This window comes from Bacillus sp. C28GYM-DRY-1 (genome assembly GCF_030519405.1).
Taxonomy (GTDB): domain Bacteria; phylum Bacillota; class Bacilli; order Bacillales; family Bacillaceae; genus Bacillus; species Bacillus spizizenii_A.
Genome location: NZ_JAUMKF010000026.1, coordinates 1 through 15,811, shown reverse-complemented (window position 1 = coordinate 15,811; position 15,811 = coordinate 1). Strand labels below are relative to the sequence as shown.

Here is a 15,811-nt window from a genome sequence, read left to right as displayed (position 1 = left end):
GCAATTTGATTCTACCTTGATTGTTCACAAAATAGTAAAAAACCTTTATAAAAAACAAAAAATTTAATCATTTGAAAAAAGAAACGCCAAAAAGCATAGGATAAAGGGCTATCCTATGCTTTTATGGAGTAGTTTTTTCAGCAGCGGATACAGTACATCGGGGAGCTCATCAACATCCGGGACAAATATACTGAACTTTCCATACATATCCTGAATGGTTTTCATTTGCGATTCTTCTATTTCTGAGTTGGAGAGAAAAACATTTATCACTTCTATTCCTCTCTTTCGGGCTTCAATAACGGCTTCGCTTGTATCGACAATCCCGTTTTGCTCATAGCCAAACGCGGCCGGCTCTCCATCTGAAAAAACGATCAAGAACTTTTGCGCCTCGCTTCGCTGCAGCATTTTTTTTGTCATCTGTCGGATCGCATAGCCGTCACGGTTATCTTCCTCAGGCTCAAGCTGCATAATTGCAGGTCCAGCCTCTTGTCTTAATGATGATTGGAAGGGAATTACCGTATTGAAATAGTTTGGCTGGCTTGTTTCGGTCGCATCGTTTGTATCCTCCCAAAAGCCGACAATCTGATGCGGAACCGCTACCGATTTCAACGCTTCGTGAAATAGCACGATTCCCCGCTTTGTTTCGTCCATTTTGTCGAACATGCTGGCAGAACAATCGACCAGCAATGTAAAAACCGCGTCAATTTCTGATGATGGTTCTTGTTTTTTGTAGAAAAGACGCGGATTTCGCTCAGTGAAGTAACGGAGGAGCTTATTGTTCAGCCGTCCGGCATGAAGGTCTGTTCTAGGCAATGTTTTTTTATGCTCCAGCGTTTTTTGAATCATTTGTTTTAATCGCTTTTGATACGATTCAATCGTTTTTGCCTGCTGTTTATAAGAAAGCTCTTCTTCACTCGTTGCCTTCTGCGGCTCTTTATAAATCGGAAATGCGTATTTATTTTCTTTCCCGTCAGCCATACCCGCACTGTTCGGCTGGTCTTTTTGAGACTCCAGCGCTTCCAGCTTGGAATAGTCTTTCCGTTTTGTTTGTCTGGCTGATCCCTGGACAGAGCCAAGGGCTTGATCTCCATCGTCGCCTTCCCTTGAAGCGTCTTTTCCTAAATCTGATTTTGCTCCGTGTTCAATATCAAATTGAAGGAAGCTTTTAGACGGTGCTTCTGTTTCCCGGTGCCATGTCGGCATTTCTTCTTCGTGGATATCCTCATCACCTTCTGATTTTTTTGGAAGCGTGATGTCATCACTCAGCTTCGGCGCTTTTTTCTCATCTTCAAATAACGGTTGTTCTGCAGCTTTTGCGTAATCAAGCTCAGGCAAAAAGAAGTAGGTGTTCAACATGTCTTTATCGAGCACCTCTTCGAGTCCGTCCATTAGGTCTTCAACAATTTTTAGAACCTGCCGTGTCGAATCTGCTTCATACACGCGCAGGAGCTGCTGCTCAATAAACGGGCGCATTAGATCAATATCTTCACGCATAGACGGAAGGGTCTCGAGCGGTGATTCCGTTGTTAGCTTGACATAGATGGCGCAAAAGAGGGCATCCGTAAAAATGCTTCGCTCTAAATTTAAAGTCAGCTGAGTGGAGAAGTGTTTTCTGTACATGTCTTTTCGCTTCGCAAATACATGTTTCGTACCCGGGCGCTCATGTTTAATACATTCCTCTATTCTGATGTCCTCAAGCAGCATAAACAGCTGCTTGGCAAAGCTTTTGAACGTAAGCTGCCGATGAATATCATCCAAAAAGTTTGCAAACTCTTGCAGCGAGCTATATCTCGTTCCGACCGAACGCAGGTAGACGTCACTTTTCAGGCCCGCTTCCATGTCCTCCGCTGCCCTGTCTTTCCAAAAGTGGCTCATATAGATTTTCTTTTCAAATGGGTTGTAATAGGACTGAACGCCATATTCCACTTCTACCGCTTCACTCTTGGTGAGTGTTTTGGCCAAATCAGTGAGCATCATAAATAAAAACGAATCTATTGTGCTGTCATTAAATTTGATAAATTTCATCGCAGCGCCCTCATTCAAACAGAGTTTCTGCGATATTTCGGACGGCCGCCTTTTCCCGGTCATCATCAAGCTTCTCTACAATTCCCCGCTCGATGGCGCGACGCGGCGGAATATAAGCGGCTAAATCACATGTATCAATTAACGCTCTGATGGATGCCGCTTCTTCAGATACCTGTCCGTTATTGGCTTGAACGATCAGGTCAGAGGAAAGCGTGATAAACCGGTCAATCAATTTCTCATCTTGCAGGGCTGACTGAGACATGAGCACTTGTTTCAGTAGCTCGCCTTTAATATAAGGCACATCAATGATGACGAAACGGTTTTTCAACGCTTCATTCAGCGGAACAGTTCCGACATAGCCTTCATTGATGGCTGCAATGACGCCAAAACCTTCTTTAGCCCGAATAACTTCTCCTGTAAACGGATTTGTCATCATTTTTCTGTAATCTAATACACCGTTTAAAATAGGCAGTGTTTCCGGCTTTGCCATATTGATTTCATCTATATAAAGAAAATGGCCTTCTTTCATGGCTTTTGTGACAGGCCCTGAAACAAACTCGATCGTCGCCTGGCCAGATTGATTGTCAATCGTTTTATAGCCGACCAGGGCTTCTGCGTCCAAGTCAACAGAACAGTTGACACTGTGCATCGGTTTATGAAAATAGCTCGACAATGTTTCTGCCAGCTTTGTTTTTCCTGAGCCTGTAGGCCCCTTCAGCAGGACATTTTTTCCCATGGCTAATGCGATAATGGCGTCGAATAAAATCGCTTCATCGTCCGCCTCATAGCCTGATGTCCCGATGAGCGAATGAAACTCTGGGGAAATCGGCTGATCTTTATATGATAATAGCTTTTGTTGTATATCTTCCGGCAATGTTAAGTGCTGTAATTGAGTTGTCATAGACAAGTTCCCTTTCCTATTCGTATTCCATTAACGAGTATACTAAAAAAGCCCCTGTATGCTCAATACAAAAGGGCTTGGACGATATTACTGTTTCTCATTATTGCCGGAAAGGGCTCCGCAGACGATACGCGCACCTGAATTGCCGCTAGGATTCGTCAAATAATCGTCGGCATGCTCATGAATAATAAAAGCACTTCCGTCCTGGTCGAGAATATTTAGTTTACTTCCTTTTTTCATTGAGGTGTCCGGCGCATTCATTATGACATCTACTTTTCCATCAGCACCGACTTCAAGGTTCGGCAGATCTCCGGCATGATGACCCATCGGATTGTTGAAGCCGTGTTCTTTGTTTAGCGGATTAAAGTGACCTCCCGCTGATTCAAAATCCGGCCTGACACATGAACCTTTCTCATGGATATGAAAACCGAGCGAAGCGCCGGGGCGCAGGCTGTTTGCGGAAATATGAATATCGAGTCCCTCGTCTTCTGATTCTTTAATTTCTATAAAACCGACTGCTTTGCCTTCACGATTCATCAGCTGGACATGATGGCCAAACGCTGACGTTTCAACCACTTCTTTTTCCGGTACCCGCTTAGGAGGGTCATGAGGTTTTTTTTGTCCGCATCCCGCAACTCCCAGTGCCGTCACCATCATGAACAGCAAGAGACGGTACATACTGTCTCCCCCTTGTTTTTTCTAACAGTGTGGTCAATCAATTTCTGATATAAACAAAAAAGCCTATAAAAAGGCTTTTTGTCATACTTATTTTTAAAAATAGCTTCTTGCGCCCAAATAGCGCTGTTTCCAATATGAATTGCTAAGATTGGAAATGTCGACGCCTGATGAGCTTGCATGAATAAAGTCTCCGCCGCCTAGATAAATTCCCATGTGAGACGGGCCGGATTTATATGTGGTAAAGAAGACAAAGTCTCCGACTGACGGCTGGCTGACTTTTTGCATGACATTCCAATATCCTGCCGTACTCAATCTTGATATCGATGATACATTATTAATGAGGTAATATATGAAGCCGCTGCAATCAAAACCTGCAGGCGTGTTTCCTCCCCAGCGGTATGGCACCCCGACATATTTTTTCGCTTCAGTTATCATTCTGTCAATCTTCGAACCTATTTGAATGTTTGACCCTGAATTGTCTTTTGGCTTTGTCTGATTTGAATTGTTAGACTTTGTTGTTCCCGAGATGGTCAGTATCTGTCCAATTTGCAAGACATCAGATGACAAATTGTTTTTATCGCGGATACTTTGCACAGTGACACCGAGCTGATTCGCGATTTTCCACAGCGAATCGCCTGCTTTTACCTTGTATGTAGTTGTTTTTGGGGAGTTGGAGTTTGACGGCTTCTTGGAACCGCTGTTTCCGCTCTTAGGTGAACTGTTGCCCTTTATTTTGAGTACCTGCTTAGGGTAAAGGGTATCTGATGTTAGACCATTTAAGGTTTTCAATTCAGCTACAGTCATATTTAAGCTGTTTGCTATTTTCCACAGTGAATCACCAAGCTTAACCGTATATGTACTTTTCGATGACCCAGAAGAATTGGAACCGCTGTTTTTTTTGGAACCGTTTGAGCCGCTTGAACTGCTTGTCCCTTTGATCTTAAGCTTTTGCCCAGGACGAATCAGATCGCTGGTCAGGCTGTTTAAGCTTTTAAGCTCAGAAACACTCATTTTATGATTTTTAGCAATCATCCATAGCGAATCACCATATGCAACTGTGTATGTTGATGTTTTGCTTGAGCTTGGTGAGGATGTCGTGCTTTTTTTACTGCTTTCAGGAATTTTAAGGCTTTGTCCGACATAAAGCACCGTTGATTTCAATTTATTTTCGGATTTCAGCGCTGATATTGTCGTATCATATTGACGGGAAAGCTTCCAAAGAGAGTCACCGCTTTTTACTTTTATCGTTTTTGCTTCCGCGGGTGCTGAGCCCATTGATGACCCGACAACCGCGGAAACAGCCAAGCCGGCTACAATCTTCTTTTTCATTATTCAACCTCCTAAACTGTTTATATCGCAAAAACAGTTAGTATTTTGTTTCCAAAAATGGAACACATCAATTTTATCGTCACTTTTTCAGCAAGTTACACCCTTTTTCAAAGATTTGGCTGCAATTTCAGCATCGTTCGACCTTTAAATCAAATAAACACCTAATATTTTACATAAGCTGTACATGTTTTTCGAAAGTCTAAGGAACTAATTAAGCGGGGGTAAAAATGATGGTTTTCTATTGATGAATGAAGCAGATCTTCCTCCTTTCTTGTCTGTTTTTCTTATCAATTCTCTATCGTCGTATCAAATCCCTTCCTCTGCTTTCTTATGAAAATGTCAAAATGCCTGTTCTTTTGATAAGAACAGGCATTTATTATTATGCGTTGGCTGATTGAGTTTTGAGTTTCACAACTTCAAGAATGTTGTCGGCTGCTTTTTTAGAGCCGCCTGCCGCTTTCAATGATTGGCCAATGTCTCTCGCCTTTTCAGCATATACAGGATTGTTCATCACTTCTTGAATGGTTTCTTTCAGAAGGCCTTCAGATAATTGTTCTTTTTTCAGCACTTTTCCTGCGCCTATTTTTTCCACTTGATTCCCTACAGCAAATTGGTCAGCACCCATTGGAATGACTACAAGCGGGGTTTCAAAATACAAACCTTCACTTGTGCTATTCATTCCCCCGTGGGTTACAAATAAGCGGGCTCTTTTCAGGATCTCAAGCTGTGGGACGTACGGGCGTACAATGAAATTCTCCGGTATGTCGTTTAACTCATTTGCTTTAATATGTTTGCCGATGGAAAGCACAACCTTCCCGTCAAAGTCTTTACATACCTCGAGACACTGATTAAAAAACTGCTTTTGATTGTTAAAAATGGTTCCCATTGAGATAAACAGCACGTCTTCATTGTCAATCTGATCAAATGGGAAACCGTTGTTTCCGGCCCTTTCTGTAATAGAAGGGCCGACAAATACATACCGATCACCGAATTGCTCAGCCATTGGCTGAAATTCCCTTGATGTAAAAACAATTGTCAAATCCCCATCTGAAGAAAAAACGTCAAAAGGCTTCTTGATCGCTGTTTGAAAATCAGCATTTATTGTTTCTACAAGTTGCTGATAAGATTCATAATGAGGCGATTCTTCAATTGGCCCTTTCATGTAAGAACCCATCATTTCCTTTAGAAATTCCTCATTCATTGCAAAGGTAGTACACAATGAAAATCTTGGCAGCTTCAGCAGGTTGGCAATGATTTTACCGGCCAGTAAATGGTGATCATATATGACATAATCATACGATTCATGTTTGACTTCATCATAAATATGAGTCGCAATATCCTTACAGCCTTTCAAAAAGGCGCAGATCATTTCCGTGAAATCTCTTTCTTCATCTCCTGTTGCGTTTTTTCCAAAGTAATCTTCTCGAAAATCATGATACTCACGAAACTCAATATCAAGAGCTGCAATTTTTTCTTTGTATTCCTTCACTGCGTAGTAAGTAATATGTTCTCCCCGTGATTTCAGCTCCTTCATTACACCGATAGACGGATTAATATGCCCTTCACCGGGAAAACCGATCATTAATACATTAGCCATGGCGCAGCACCCTTCCTTTAAAATTTATGTAATATTTTATACGGTACTACAAATACAGAATACGGTAAAGTATTTAACTTAATTAATATTAATCTTGTAAAACTTTTCTACCAGTTTATATTTCCTGTCTCCAAAACAAAAAGCATTCAGCTTAAAGTGAATGCTTTAAAAAAAGGTCTGAATTCAGGCATTTTGTCTCATGATAGGTTTCTTAATCAGGCCCTTTTATTTATTTTTACGTTCTTGGCGAAATTAACGGATATAATACACCATCTTTGGCAAACGACATCTTCCCTGTCTCCTCTGAAACAACGAGCACAAGCGCATCCGTATACCCCGACATACCAAGAGCCGCGCGATGCCTTGTTCCCAATTGGACATCCACTTCCTTTGTTGTCAGCGGGAGGACATTGGCTGCTGAGACAAGTTTATTTTCCCTCACTAATAAAGCGCCGTCATGTAGAGGATTACCGGGGAAAAAGATGCTTTCAATTAATGAAGCGCTGATCTCCGCATGAAGGGAGGTTCCTTTTTGAATAAAATGTTCAACAGGTTCCGCTCTTTCAATCACAATTAAAGCACCATGTTTATGTTCCGATAGGGCTTTAATCGCCTTGGCCAGCTCGATAAATGCCGGTGTAAATTGCTCAATGTATGTCTGCAAATAAAACGATGATGCGATGCCCTGCATGTCCTGAAAAATGTGGCCCAATTCATCTAATTCACAAAGAAGGCACTGGTCTTTTTCATGTAGCGTTTTTAAGATTAGCGACGCATCACCTAATATTTGCTCTAAATACACTTGTATTTTTCCCTTAAATGCATTTTCTGATATCTGTTCATAACGCATAGACCTTCATCTCCTTTTTAAATTTCCAACTTTTCACGCATGCTTACCTTATTGATGCACATTCTATTGGTAAAGGAGGGATGTAAAGAATGGAAATCGAAAGAATCATTCAGTATGTTTGCACCTTTTTAGGCGTGATTTCGCTTTCTTTTATTTATGCCCAAATGTTTAGAAAAACGAAACCGACAAAAAAAGAATAGGGCCGGCGTTCATTGCTTTTTATACATAAAATGTTATAATTTCTCTCGTTATGAAAAAGAAACGGAGATCAATGTATGAAAGAAACTCGAAACGCCCGGCAAAAGATCAAACAGCTTTTGCACATTTTAATTCCGATATTCATTACCCAGGCGGGGCTTTCTCTTATGACTTTTTTAGATACGGTGATGTCTGGGAAAGTCAGCCCCGCTGATTTAGCTGGTGTCGCTATTGGCTCAAGCCTTTGGACCCCTGTTTATACAGGACTTGCAGGTATATTAATGGCGGTCACCCCGATTGTCGCTCAGTTTTTAGGCGCTGAAAAAAAACAGCAAATTCCCTTTACTGTTTTACAGGCTGTATACGTGGCCGCGCTTCTTAGCGTCGCCGTTTTAGCGATTGGATATGCTGCAGTTGACCTAATTCTTGGCCAATTAGACCTTGAAACTCATGTCCATCAAATTGCCAAACACTTTTTAGGCTTTTTATCGCTGGGAATTTTCCCTTTATTTGTTTACACCGTTTTGAGATCATTCATTGATTCATTAGGAAAAACGAGAGTCACTATGCTGATTACACTCAGTTCTCTTCCGATCAATTTTGTATTGAATTACGTATTCATTTTCGGGAAATTCGGCATGCCGGCACTTGGCGGTGTGGGCGCCGGGCTAGCGTCCGCGCTTACCTATTGGTGTATCTGCATCATCAGTTTTTTCATTATTCATAAATCAGCACCGTTTTCCGAATACGCGATTTTCCATACAATGTATACATTTTCATGGGGAGCATGCAAAAATATGCTCAAAATCGGTCTGCCTATTGGGTTCGCCGTGTTTTTTGAAACGAGCATTTTCGCAGCTGTCACACTTCTGATGAGCCATTTTAATACAGTGACTATCGCGTCCCACCAGGCAGCCATGAACTTTGCTTCACTTTTATATATGCTGCCGCTCAGCGTGTCCATGGCATTAACAATTGTCGTCGGTTTTGAAGCCGGTGCAGCCCGTTTTAAGGATGCGCGCTCATATAGCTTAATCGGCATCATGATGGCGATCGGTTTTTCTTTGTTGACAGCAGCCTGTATCCTTTTATTCAGAGAGCAAATTGCAGGCATGTACACCACTGACCCCGATGTGCTCCGGCTGACACAGCACTTTTTAATTTTTGCGCTGTTTTTTCAGCTTTCCGATGCTGTTGCAGCACCGATCCAAGGAGCGCTTCGAGGATACAAAGATGTGAACTATACGCTTGTGGCCGCCTTTGTCTCTTATTGGGTCATTGGCCTTCCCGTCGGTTATGCGGTCGGTACGTTTACAAGCCTCGGCGCATTTGGCTATTGGATCGGATTAATTACAGGACTCGCCGCAGGAGCAGTTGGACTGTTTTTCAGGCTGGCTAAACTGCAAAAACGTTATTCGCAAAAACAACACATTTAAAAGAGGTGATCAATCATGGCAAAAAATAAGAAATTATACGAATATCTTTCTCAGCATGCGGAGACGATCAGTTCTACATGGTACGAAACAATCGAGGAAACTGATCCGAATTCCATTTATGCATCAACTGACCCTGCTGTCATTCACAATTTAAAGAGCCAGAATCTCGCCTTCAATTATAAGATAAATCGCATTTTCATGGATGATGAGGAGGTATACCTGCCTATACTGAAAGAATGGGCCTTTGAAGTGACACAGGATCAAGAGCATTTAAAAACTCCTATCCACTATATCATCCGGGAGTTTGTTAGAGTGAGAGATATATATGTTTCCTATGTGAAAGAATTTGTCCATCTCAATCAGGACACTGTGAAAGGAGAAGAAGCCGAAGATCTGTATCACTCCCTAATAAAAGCGTTCGATCTTGTGATTCATATTTTTATAGAAGAAATGTACAAAAACACAAGCCTTCAGCTTCAGGCTCAAAAAGATATGATTACTGAATTAAGCGCACCGGTTATTGTGCTGTTTCATAGCGTCGGACTGTTGCCTTTAATCGGAGATATTGATACAGTACGCGCCAAGCTGATTATGGAAAACACCCTGCATCAATGTGCGGAGAAAAAGGTGACGCAGCTGTATATTGATTTGTCAGGAGTAGCTGTTATTGATACAATGGTTGCCCACCAGCTGTTCAGTCTGATTGAAGCGCTGCGTTTAATCGGCGTTTCATCCACATTATCGGGAATTCGCCCAGAAATCGCGCAAACCGCGGTTCAGCTAGGTTTGTCTTTTGAAGATATTTCCTTAAGATCCACCCTCGCTTCAGCGATTGCATCTGACTTGAAATTTAAAAAGGTATAAGGCTTAAGGCCTTATACCTTTTTGATTAATCATTCCATTGATACGTCCAATATACTTCTTCTTCAAACCATGTTGCCATAACAGGTTCATTGTTTTTCAATTTTTCTTCAAGCTCTCTAAGCATGCCTTCTGTTTGAGTGCGGTGCGCTCTTAACGCATTCATTTTAATATCAGCTACTTCTTTGATATCAAGTACAACATCAGCTTCGCCGAGAACCTCTTCTCTATTGCGTGTAATCGCCATGCAGAGCGTGCGCGGCCGGTCTTCTTTCTTTTTCCGGTACAATGCACGAATAACCGCTTCCCCGCACGCATCATGGTCAGGGTGCACACCGTGTCCAGGGTAAAATGTGACAATTAAACTTGGTTTTACATCATCTATGATCTCTTCCATGATATCAGCTAAATACTCATCGTCTTCAAATTCGAGCGTTTTGTCACGCAGTCCCAGCATTCGAAGATCATTAATATCCATTTCTTTGCAAGCGTTAATGAGCTCTTGTTTTCTTAACAATGGCAATGTTTCCCGATTCGCGAAAAATGGATCGCCCATATTTCTGCCCATTTCACCTAAAGTGGCACAGGCGTACGTAACGGGTATGTCTTCTTTTCTGTTTAAGGCAATCAGGCCTGCCACTCCGTATGATTCGTCATCAGGGTGAGGCAGGATTACAAGTACGTGTTCTTTCATTATTTTTCACCCTTTTCTTTAAACTGTGAACGGTTTTTCGCTAATTTGCAGAGAAATAGCCAGTTTACCGCCCGGCAAGTGTCCCGCCATTAATAAACGGTTTTCTTCATCTATCGTGTATTCAGTCAAGCCTTCGGCATAAATCCAGCCTTCTTCTGTTTTTAAGCCAACACGGTAAGGTCCGCTGCCTTTGATTTTCGCCTGATGATAGGTGACTTTTGCATTGCGGATGTATGCAACAACCGTCATGTTTTTTTCATTTAAGTGCGCTGAATAAGAACCGGTTGTGGTTTCTAAATGGATATATACAGGGCGGTCCGCATATCGCTCTAAAGATGCTTGCACATCTTCTTTTATGATTGCTTTCATGATTGCTCCCCTCTTTCTTCTTTTAAATGCTCTGCACGTTCTGTATGTAATTTGACCAGCTGATATTTCATAGCCGGTTCGAGCTGTGAATTTACAATGCGCTGAATCGCGGCAACGTATTTTTCCAGCATCGGTTTCCGGAGTCTCGGATGTGTTCGTTTATCCAAGAGCTCAAGATCAATCGCCTCTGCTACCGCTTCTGCGTCATCACTTGTGAGAGATCTGTTGTTCCAAAGTGAAGCGTATGCTTTCACTATCTCTTTATCAATGTCCATCGTCTTGCTCCTTTATGTCTTACATACATGAAATGATTATACATAATATATGCTTTAGCTGAAAAGCCAAAGGCCTCAATGGCTTTTTGACGCCCGTTTCCACTTTACTTGTGAAAACGTAAACAAGAGCAGCGCAGCCCATATACAGCTGAAAGTAAAAGCCTTTGAGCTTGAAAATGGCTCATGGTAAACAAACAGCCCGATCAGCAAGGTAATGGTCGGTGCAATATATTGCAAGATACCGACTTGATAGAGCGGAAGCCGTTTCGCCCCTTCCGCAAACAATAATAGCGGCAAAGCCGTAAACACTCCAGCAAAAAAGAGAAGCACCCATGTGCCCGTGCCCCCGCTTTCTGCACCCGCTGGCAAAACACGGCCGCTCACCAGCAAATATCCCAATGCAATCGGCATAATCATGAATGTTTCAAGCGTTAAACCGATGGCGCTCGGCAGACTTGTTCTTTTTTTGCTTAACCCGTACAGGCCGAAGCTGAATGCGAGCAGAAGCGCAACATAAGGAATGGAGCCGTATTGGAACGCTGAGATAATGACGCCTGCCGCCGCAATCGAAACCGCCACCAGTTGCAGGCGATTCAATTTTTCCTTTAAAAATAAAATTCCAAGGAGCACTGATACAAGCGGATTGATGTAATAGCCAAGACTTGCCTCAAGCAAAAAACCATGGTTGACAGCCCATATGTATACAAACCAGTTAATCGAAATCAGGACAGAAGCGAGAAATAAAGATAGAATGCCTCCGTTCTTTTTCAAAGAGCGCATCTCCTGCCACCCTGTTTTCCATTGCCGCAAGAAAAAAAGCACGATACACATAAAAACAAAAGACCATATAATACGGTGAGCCAAAATATCAAGAGCCGGCAGCTGTTCGAGAAGCTTCCAATAGAGCGGAAACAGCCCCCACATGATAAAGGAAACGGCTGTGTAAAGAACGCCTTTTTTCGTTTCTGTATATTGCATGTAAATCCCTGCCTTTCTTTAGAGCATCTTATATTATATCACGTGAAAGATCTGTCGGGCATATACTATTTTGTCCATGAAGAAAGGGTGTGACGACGATGTTTGAGTGGAACAAGTACTTTCCTTTCCACAATCAATTTTCTAAAGAAGCTTTAAAAAAAGCTGATCCAAAAGAAGTTGAAACATATGTGAATCGTGTGATGGAAAGTGTGTTCGGAAGTGATTACGCTGCTCAATTTCCTTTCCGCGATCCCCTTCCCAAAAAAGAACAGCCCGCCAAACCTAATGCCAAACCTGATATTGATATATTCGAAACAGCAGACCATGTGTTTGTAAAGGTGCCAATTAATGAGAGCCAGCTGAACCAGTTGAAAATTAAACACACCTCTCACGCATTAATGATAGAAAATTTTCCGAATTTGGGGCATCCCAAAAAGATAAACCTGCCTTGTTTAGTCAAACGCAAAGGAACAAAAGCCGTCTATAAGGACGGCCTTCTGGAAGTCATGTTTCAGAAACAGCAAGACTACAATATGTCCGAGATAGAAATCATCCGATAAAAACGGCCTGCACCGATGCAGGCCGTTTTTCATTAATAGAAGCCGGGATAACCCCCGTATGGCGCGCCGGCGCCAAAACCGTACGGTGCGCCTCCATATCCGTAAGGGCCAGGCGGATAAGCATAGGGACGAGGATAGTTAAACAGAGCACTCCCAAGAAAACCACCTAATAAACCACCGACTAAAGGAGCTCCAAACAAGAAAGGATTACGCACCGGGTATCCGGCTGGGTCTGGGTTCCCGCGATAATACGAATGATGAGGGTACATGATTTTTCCTCCTTTATGTCTGCCTATACGTAAGGTATTCAACAAGGAAGAAAAACGATTGGGCTATGGACTGAATCTATCGGTGTTAATCACAAGCCCTGCCAATAAACACACAGACAAGCCCGGTTACGGAAAGGACTGTTGTAAGCAGCGTCCAAGTTTGAAATGTTTCTTTCATGCTCAAGCCAAAAAATTCCTTCACCATCCAAAATCCTGCATCATTTACATGACAAGCGATGACACTTCCCGCTCCGGTTGCCAGTACCCTTAATGCCGGGTTTACACTGCCCGTGTGCATAAGCGGAGCTGCCATTCCCGCAGTGGAAGTGCAGCCATGGTAGCAGAGCCCAAGCACAGACGCAGAACCGCAGCGATGATCCATGCAACGAGCAGCGGCGACATGTTTGTTTGACTGAAAAGATCAGCAGCAAAATCACCAACCCCGCCGTCAATCAGCACCTGTTTAAACGCCCCTCCCCCACCTATTATGAGCAGCATCATCGCGATTTGTGAAATTGATTCTGATAATGATTTGCTGATCTCCTTCACAGATATTTTACGCGCAAACCCCATCGTATAGAGCGCAAGCAAAAGCGAAATAAGCATTGCCGTCCCTGGCGTACCGATACATTCTATGATGTCTTTTCCTTTTGAATGTTCTTTGAACAATAAAGAAAAAACAGTCGCAATCGCCATAAAAATAACCGGAAATCAAGACGTGGCAACACTGATTGAAAAGCTTGGTGTTTCATCCAGCTGAAATTCTTTCCGCGGCCCTAACGCTGATAAGTTTCCGCTTTTTTGATACGCACCGGGAAACCGCTTCATCGCAAATTAATTGAATAAAGGCCCGGCAATGACAGTCGTCGGGTCAGCGATGATGATTCCTAAAAGCAGCACCTGGCCAATATGGGCGCAGGATGCAACTGAGATGGCAGTTGACGCAGGATGCGGGGGCAAAAACGTGCGTAACATTGAAGGCGGCTGCCATCGGGATTCCCAGATAGAGAAAAGGCATTTTTAATTCTTTGGCAATCGCATACACAATCGGAATCAACAGAACAAGACCAATTTCAAAAAACAGGGCAATGACCACCGCCGCCTGTATTTGATTCCTCCCGAACTGTCGATTAGCGTAATGGCAATTCGATAGCCCCCATGCGTCTGAGACAAATCTCCCTCCTGGCTGAAAAACTAGAAACAGAATGCGGGATATCTCCAGAAGACCTAATGGTTTCTATTACCGAGAATGGTGCCGCAGACTGGAGTTTCGGTCTTGGTGAGCCGCAATTTTCGAATGGAAAACTATAAATTAATGAAAATGCGCTTAAAAAGAGAGGGCTTCATCAGAGGCCCTCTCTTTTCATTGTCTTATTTCTTTTTGGTAAGAGCGAAATAATCAGTGTGAAAACTGCCAGCAAAACGAGGTATAGCGGGATGATCTGGAGCCTGGATCTCACTTGACCAATATAAAAAGCCATGTAAGCGGTATGAACGACCACCCCCTTACATGACTATATGTTATGAAATAAAGACCCTTTCCCGAACGCCTCTTTCCTTACTTTTCTTCCTTGCACACGGTATCACCAGGCTCGCAAAATTGGTCGGCCCACGCCTGCATCTCTTGGAATACAGCCTGAAGCGCTGTTCCTTTTTCAGTCAGCGTGTAGATGACTTTGACCGGCGTTTCAGGGAGAACCTGCCGTTCGACGATCTCATTTTGTTCAAGCTCCTTAAGGCGCTCTGCGAGCATTTTTTGGCTGATCATCGGAATTGTTTCCGTTATTTCTTTAAACCGTTTCGGCCCATCCATAAGCACATGGATGATCAGACCGTTCCATCGTTTTCCCAACAATGAGAAAGCGGATTCCATTTTAGGGCACATTGTATTTCCCATAAGTCCTCATCCCTTCATCTATTGATTGACATGTATTAAATGATCCATTACAATAATCTTTCAAGTTACATTTAGTAAGCTTCTAACTTTTCTATTATCATACCACGTTTATCCGAAGGAGGAAACACTATGACGAATACTCTGGATGTTTTAAAAGCACGTGCATCTGTAAAGGAATATGATACAAATGCCCCAATTTCTAAGGAGGAGCTGACTGAGCTACTGGACCTTGCCGTTAAAGCACCTTCAGCTTGGAACCTTCAGCATTGGCATTTCACTGTTTTCCACAGCGATGAATCAAAAGCGGCGCTTCTTCCTATAGCGTATAATCAAAAACAAATCGTTGAGTCTTCTGCTGTTGTTGCCATTTTAGGCGATTTAAAAGCAAATGAAAACGGTGAAGAAGTTTACGATGAATTAGCAAGCCAAGGCTATATCACAGAGGAAATCAAACAAACACTACTCGGCCAAATCAACGGTGCCTACCAAAGCGAGCAATTCGCACGTGATTCCGCTTTCTTAAATGCTTCTTTAGCAGCTATGCAGCTTATGATTGCCGCAAAAGCAAAAGGTTATGACACTTGCGCAATAGGCGGATTTAATAAAGAGCAGTTCCAAAAGCAATTTGATGTGAGTGAGCGCTATGTTCCGGTTATGCTTATTTCAATCGGAAAAGCAGTGAAACCTGCTCATCAAAGCAATCGCTTACCGCTTTCAAAAGTGTCAACTTGGCTGTAAGGATATAAAAAAACCTTAGTCCGAAATAGGGGACTGACCCCCGTTTTTGAGACAGGGATCAAAACACCTTTTAAACAGCCAATTGTCGATAGTTTATCGGTGATTGGTTGTTTAGTTTCGTTTGAATACGAATATTGTTATAATAATGAATGTATT

Annotated in this window: 17 protein-coding genes and 2 pseudogenes; 5 read left to right on the top strand and 14 right to left on the bottom strand. The window is 42.6% G+C overall.

All coding sequences use genetic code 11. The features are described from left to right. Positions 1-108 precede the first annotated feature (108 nt). The 6 genes from Q3W56_RS18425 to cdaS all read right to left on the bottom strand — a co-directional run bounded on the left by Q3W56_RS18425 (position 109) and on the right by cdaS (position 7,380). Positions 109-2,025, bottom strand: coding sequence for a vWA domain-containing protein (locus Q3W56_RS18425; protein ID WP_302896425.1), 1,917 nt, complete (start codon positions 2,023-2,025; stop codon positions 109-111). Positions 2,026-2,035: 10 nt separating this feature from the next. Beyond that, the gene (locus Q3W56_RS18420) at positions 2,036-2,926 is read right to left on the bottom strand and encodes an AAA family ATPase (protein WP_302896424.1); all 891 of its coding nucleotides are present in this window, start codon (positions 2,924-2,926) and stop codon (positions 2,036-2,038) included. 87 nt (positions 2,927-3,013) lie between these two features. Beyond that, on the bottom strand, positions 3,014-3,604 hold the full coding sequence (locus Q3W56_RS18415; RefSeq protein WP_019714647.1) for a superoxide dismutase family protein: 591 nt from the start codon (positions 3,602-3,604) through the stop codon (positions 3,014-3,016). A 93-nt stretch (positions 3,605-3,697) separates the two neighbouring features. Continuing rightward, a complete protein-coding gene (cwlS, locus tag Q3W56_RS18410; protein WP_302896422.1) occupies positions 3,698-4,933 on the bottom strand; it encodes a D-gamma-glutamyl-meso-diaminopimelic acid endopeptidase CwlS in 1,236 nt (411 codons plus the stop codon). A gap of 379 nt (positions 4,934-5,312) precedes the next feature. Further along, positions 5,313-6,530: a macrolide family glycosyltransferase gene (locus tag Q3W56_RS18405; RefSeq protein WP_302896420.1), complete on the bottom strand. Its 1,218-nt coding sequence runs from the start codon at positions 6,528-6,530 to the stop codon at positions 5,313-5,315. A 235-nt stretch (positions 6,531-6,765) separates the two neighbouring features. Further along, on the bottom strand, positions 6,766-7,380 hold the full coding sequence (cdaS, locus tag Q3W56_RS18400; protein WP_268401067.1) for a cyclic di-AMP synthase CdaS: 615 nt from the start codon (positions 7,378-7,380) through the stop codon (positions 6,766-6,768). A gap of 275 nt (positions 7,381-7,655) precedes the next feature. Between cdaS and Q3W56_RS18395 the strand changes: the two genes are divergently transcribed. Continuing rightward, positions 7,656-9,014 (top strand): MATE family efflux transporter, encoded by a 1,359-nt coding sequence (locus Q3W56_RS18395; protein WP_302896418.1) that lies wholly within the window; start codon positions 7,656-7,658, stop codon positions 9,012-9,014. A 15-nt stretch (positions 9,015-9,029) separates the two neighbouring features. Next, positions 9,030-9,878, top strand: coding sequence for an RsbT co-antagonist RsbRC (gene rsbRC, locus Q3W56_RS18390; protein ID WP_302896417.1), 849 nt, complete (start codon positions 9,030-9,032; stop codon positions 9,876-9,878). Between the two features lie 25 nt (positions 9,879-9,903). Here rsbRC and bshB2 read toward each other — a convergent pair whose 3' ends face one another. The 4 genes from bshB2 to rarD all read right to left on the bottom strand — a co-directional run bounded on the left by bshB2 (position 9,904) and on the right by rarD (position 12,191). Beyond that, positions 9,904-10,569 (bottom strand): bacillithiol biosynthesis deacetylase BshB2, encoded by a 666-nt coding sequence (bshB2, locus tag Q3W56_RS18385; RefSeq protein WP_268401063.1) that lies wholly within the window; start codon positions 10,567-10,569, stop codon positions 9,904-9,906. 18 nt (positions 10,570-10,587) lie between these two features. Then, a complete protein-coding gene (locus Q3W56_RS18380; protein ID WP_003220097.1) occupies positions 10,588-10,938 on the bottom strand; it encodes a YojF family protein in 351 nt (116 codons plus the stop codon). Further along, on the bottom strand, positions 10,935-11,213 hold the full coding sequence (locus Q3W56_RS18375) for a hypothetical protein (RefSeq protein ID WP_302896413.1): 279 nt from the start codon (positions 11,211-11,213) through the stop codon (positions 10,935-10,937). Before Q3W56_RS18375 ends, Q3W56_RS18380 begins: the two co-directional genes overlap by 4 nt. A gap of 75 nt (positions 11,214-11,288) precedes the next feature. Beyond that, positions 11,289-12,191, bottom strand: a complete 903-nt coding sequence (rarD, locus tag Q3W56_RS18370; RefSeq protein ID WP_302896411.1) for an EamA family transporter RarD — start codon at positions 12,189-12,191, stop codon at positions 11,289-11,291. Positions 12,192-12,289: 98 nt separating this feature from the next. Here rarD and Q3W56_RS18365 point away from each other — a divergent pair, with 98 nt between their 5' ends. Continuing rightward, positions 12,290-12,751, top strand: coding sequence for an Hsp20/alpha crystallin family protein (locus Q3W56_RS18365; RefSeq protein WP_019714656.1), 462 nt, complete (start codon positions 12,290-12,292; stop codon positions 12,749-12,751). A gap of 32 nt (positions 12,752-12,783) precedes the next feature. Here the strand turns inward: Q3W56_RS18365 and Q3W56_RS18360 are convergent, their stop codons facing one another. Next, a complete protein-coding gene (locus Q3W56_RS18360) occupies positions 12,784-13,020 on the bottom strand; it encodes a hypothetical protein (RefSeq protein ID WP_003220090.1) in 237 nt (78 codons plus the stop codon). Positions 13,021-13,083: 63 nt separating this feature from the next. Next, positions 13,084-14,242, bottom strand: a pseudogene (locus Q3W56_RS18355) (gluconate:H+ symporter). Between Q3W56_RS18355 and Q3W56_RS18350 the strand changes: the two are divergent. Beyond that, positions 14,197-14,331 (top strand): annotated as a pseudogene (locus tag Q3W56_RS18350) (tautomerase family protein); the annotation flags it as partial. The pseudogenes Q3W56_RS18355 and Q3W56_RS18350 overlap by 46 nt on opposite strands. A 247-nt stretch (positions 14,332-14,578) precedes the next feature. On the opposite strand, the gene yodB reads toward Q3W56_RS18350, so the two are convergent. Further along, positions 14,579-14,917 (bottom strand): transcriptional regulator YodB, encoded by a 339-nt coding sequence (yodB, locus tag Q3W56_RS18345; RefSeq protein ID WP_302896409.1) that lies wholly within the window; start codon positions 14,915-14,917, stop codon positions 14,579-14,581. A 129-nt stretch (positions 14,918-15,046) separates the two neighbouring features. Here yodB and Q3W56_RS18340 point away from each other — a divergent pair, with 129 nt between their 5' ends. After that, a complete protein-coding gene (locus Q3W56_RS18340; protein ID WP_302896407.1) occupies positions 15,047-15,655 on the top strand; it encodes a nitroreductase family protein in 609 nt (202 codons plus the stop codon). A gap of 70 nt (positions 15,656-15,725) precedes the next feature. Here the strand turns inward: Q3W56_RS18340 and Q3W56_RS18335 are convergent. After that, a partial coding sequence (locus tag Q3W56_RS18335) for an IS3 family transposase (protein ID WP_131121716.1) occupies positions 15,726-15,811 on the bottom strand: 86 nt, incomplete at its 5' end.

What these genes read in the sequence shown, in the direction of transcription:
- Q3W56_RS18360 (WP_003220090.1), bottom strand. Translation starts at nt 13,020, where the DNA reads ATGTACCCTCATCATTCGTATTATCGCGGGAACCCAGACCCAGCCGGA.
- Q3W56_RS18380 (WP_003220097.1), bottom strand. Translation starts at nt 10,938, where the DNA reads ATGAAAGCAATCATAAAAGAAGATGTGCAAGCATCTTTAGAGCGATAT.
- Q3W56_RS18395 (WP_302896418.1), top strand. Translation starts at nt 7,656, where the DNA reads ATGAAAGAAACTCGAAACGCCCGGCAAAAGATCAAACAGCTTTTGCAC.
- yodB (WP_302896409.1), bottom strand. Translation starts at nt 14,917, where the DNA reads ATGGGAAATACAATGTGCCCTAAAATGGAATCCGCTTTCTCATTGTTG.
- Q3W56_RS18415 (WP_019714647.1), bottom strand. Translation starts at nt 3,604, where the DNA reads ATGTACCGTCTCTTGCTGTTCATGATGGTGACGGCACTGGGAGTTGCG.
- Q3W56_RS18375 (WP_302896413.1), bottom strand. Translation starts at nt 11,213, where the DNA reads ATGGACATTGATAAAGAGATAGTGAAAGCATACGCTTCACTTTGGAAC.
- rsbRC (WP_302896417.1), top strand. Translation starts at nt 9,030, where the DNA reads ATGGCAAAAAATAAGAAATTATACGAATATCTTTCTCAGCATGCGGAG.
- cwlS (WP_302896422.1), bottom strand. Translation starts at nt 4,933, where the DNA reads ATGAAAAAGAAGATTGTAGCCGGCTTGGCTGTTTCCGCGGTTGTCGGG.
- rarD (WP_302896411.1), bottom strand. Translation starts at nt 12,191, where the DNA reads ATGCAATATACAGAAACGAAAAAAGGCGTTCTTTACACAGCCGTTTCC.
- cdaS (WP_268401067.1), bottom strand. Translation starts at nt 7,380, where the DNA reads ATGCGTTATGAACAGATATCAGAAAATGCATTTAAGGGAAAAATACAA.
- Q3W56_RS18340 (WP_302896407.1), top strand. Translation starts at nt 15,047, where the DNA reads ATGACGAATACTCTGGATGTTTTAAAAGCACGTGCATCTGTAAAGGAA.
- Q3W56_RS18365 (WP_019714656.1), top strand. Translation starts at nt 12,290, where the DNA reads ATGTTTGAGTGGAACAAGTACTTTCCTTTCCACAATCAATTTTCTAAA.
- Q3W56_RS18405 (WP_302896420.1), bottom strand. Translation starts at nt 6,530, where the DNA reads ATGGCTAATGTATTAATGATCGGTTTTCCCGGTGAAGGGCATATTAAT.
- Q3W56_RS18420 (WP_302896424.1), bottom strand. Translation starts at nt 2,926, where the DNA reads ATGACAACTCAATTACAGCACTTAACATTGCCGGAAGATATACAACAA.
- bshB2 (WP_268401063.1), bottom strand. Translation starts at nt 10,569, where the DNA reads ATGAAAGAACACGTACTTGTAATCCTGCCTCACCCTGATGACGAATCA.
- Q3W56_RS18425 (WP_302896425.1), bottom strand. Translation starts at nt 2,025, where the DNA reads ATGAAATTTATCAAATTTAATGACAGCACAATAGATTCGTTTTTATTT.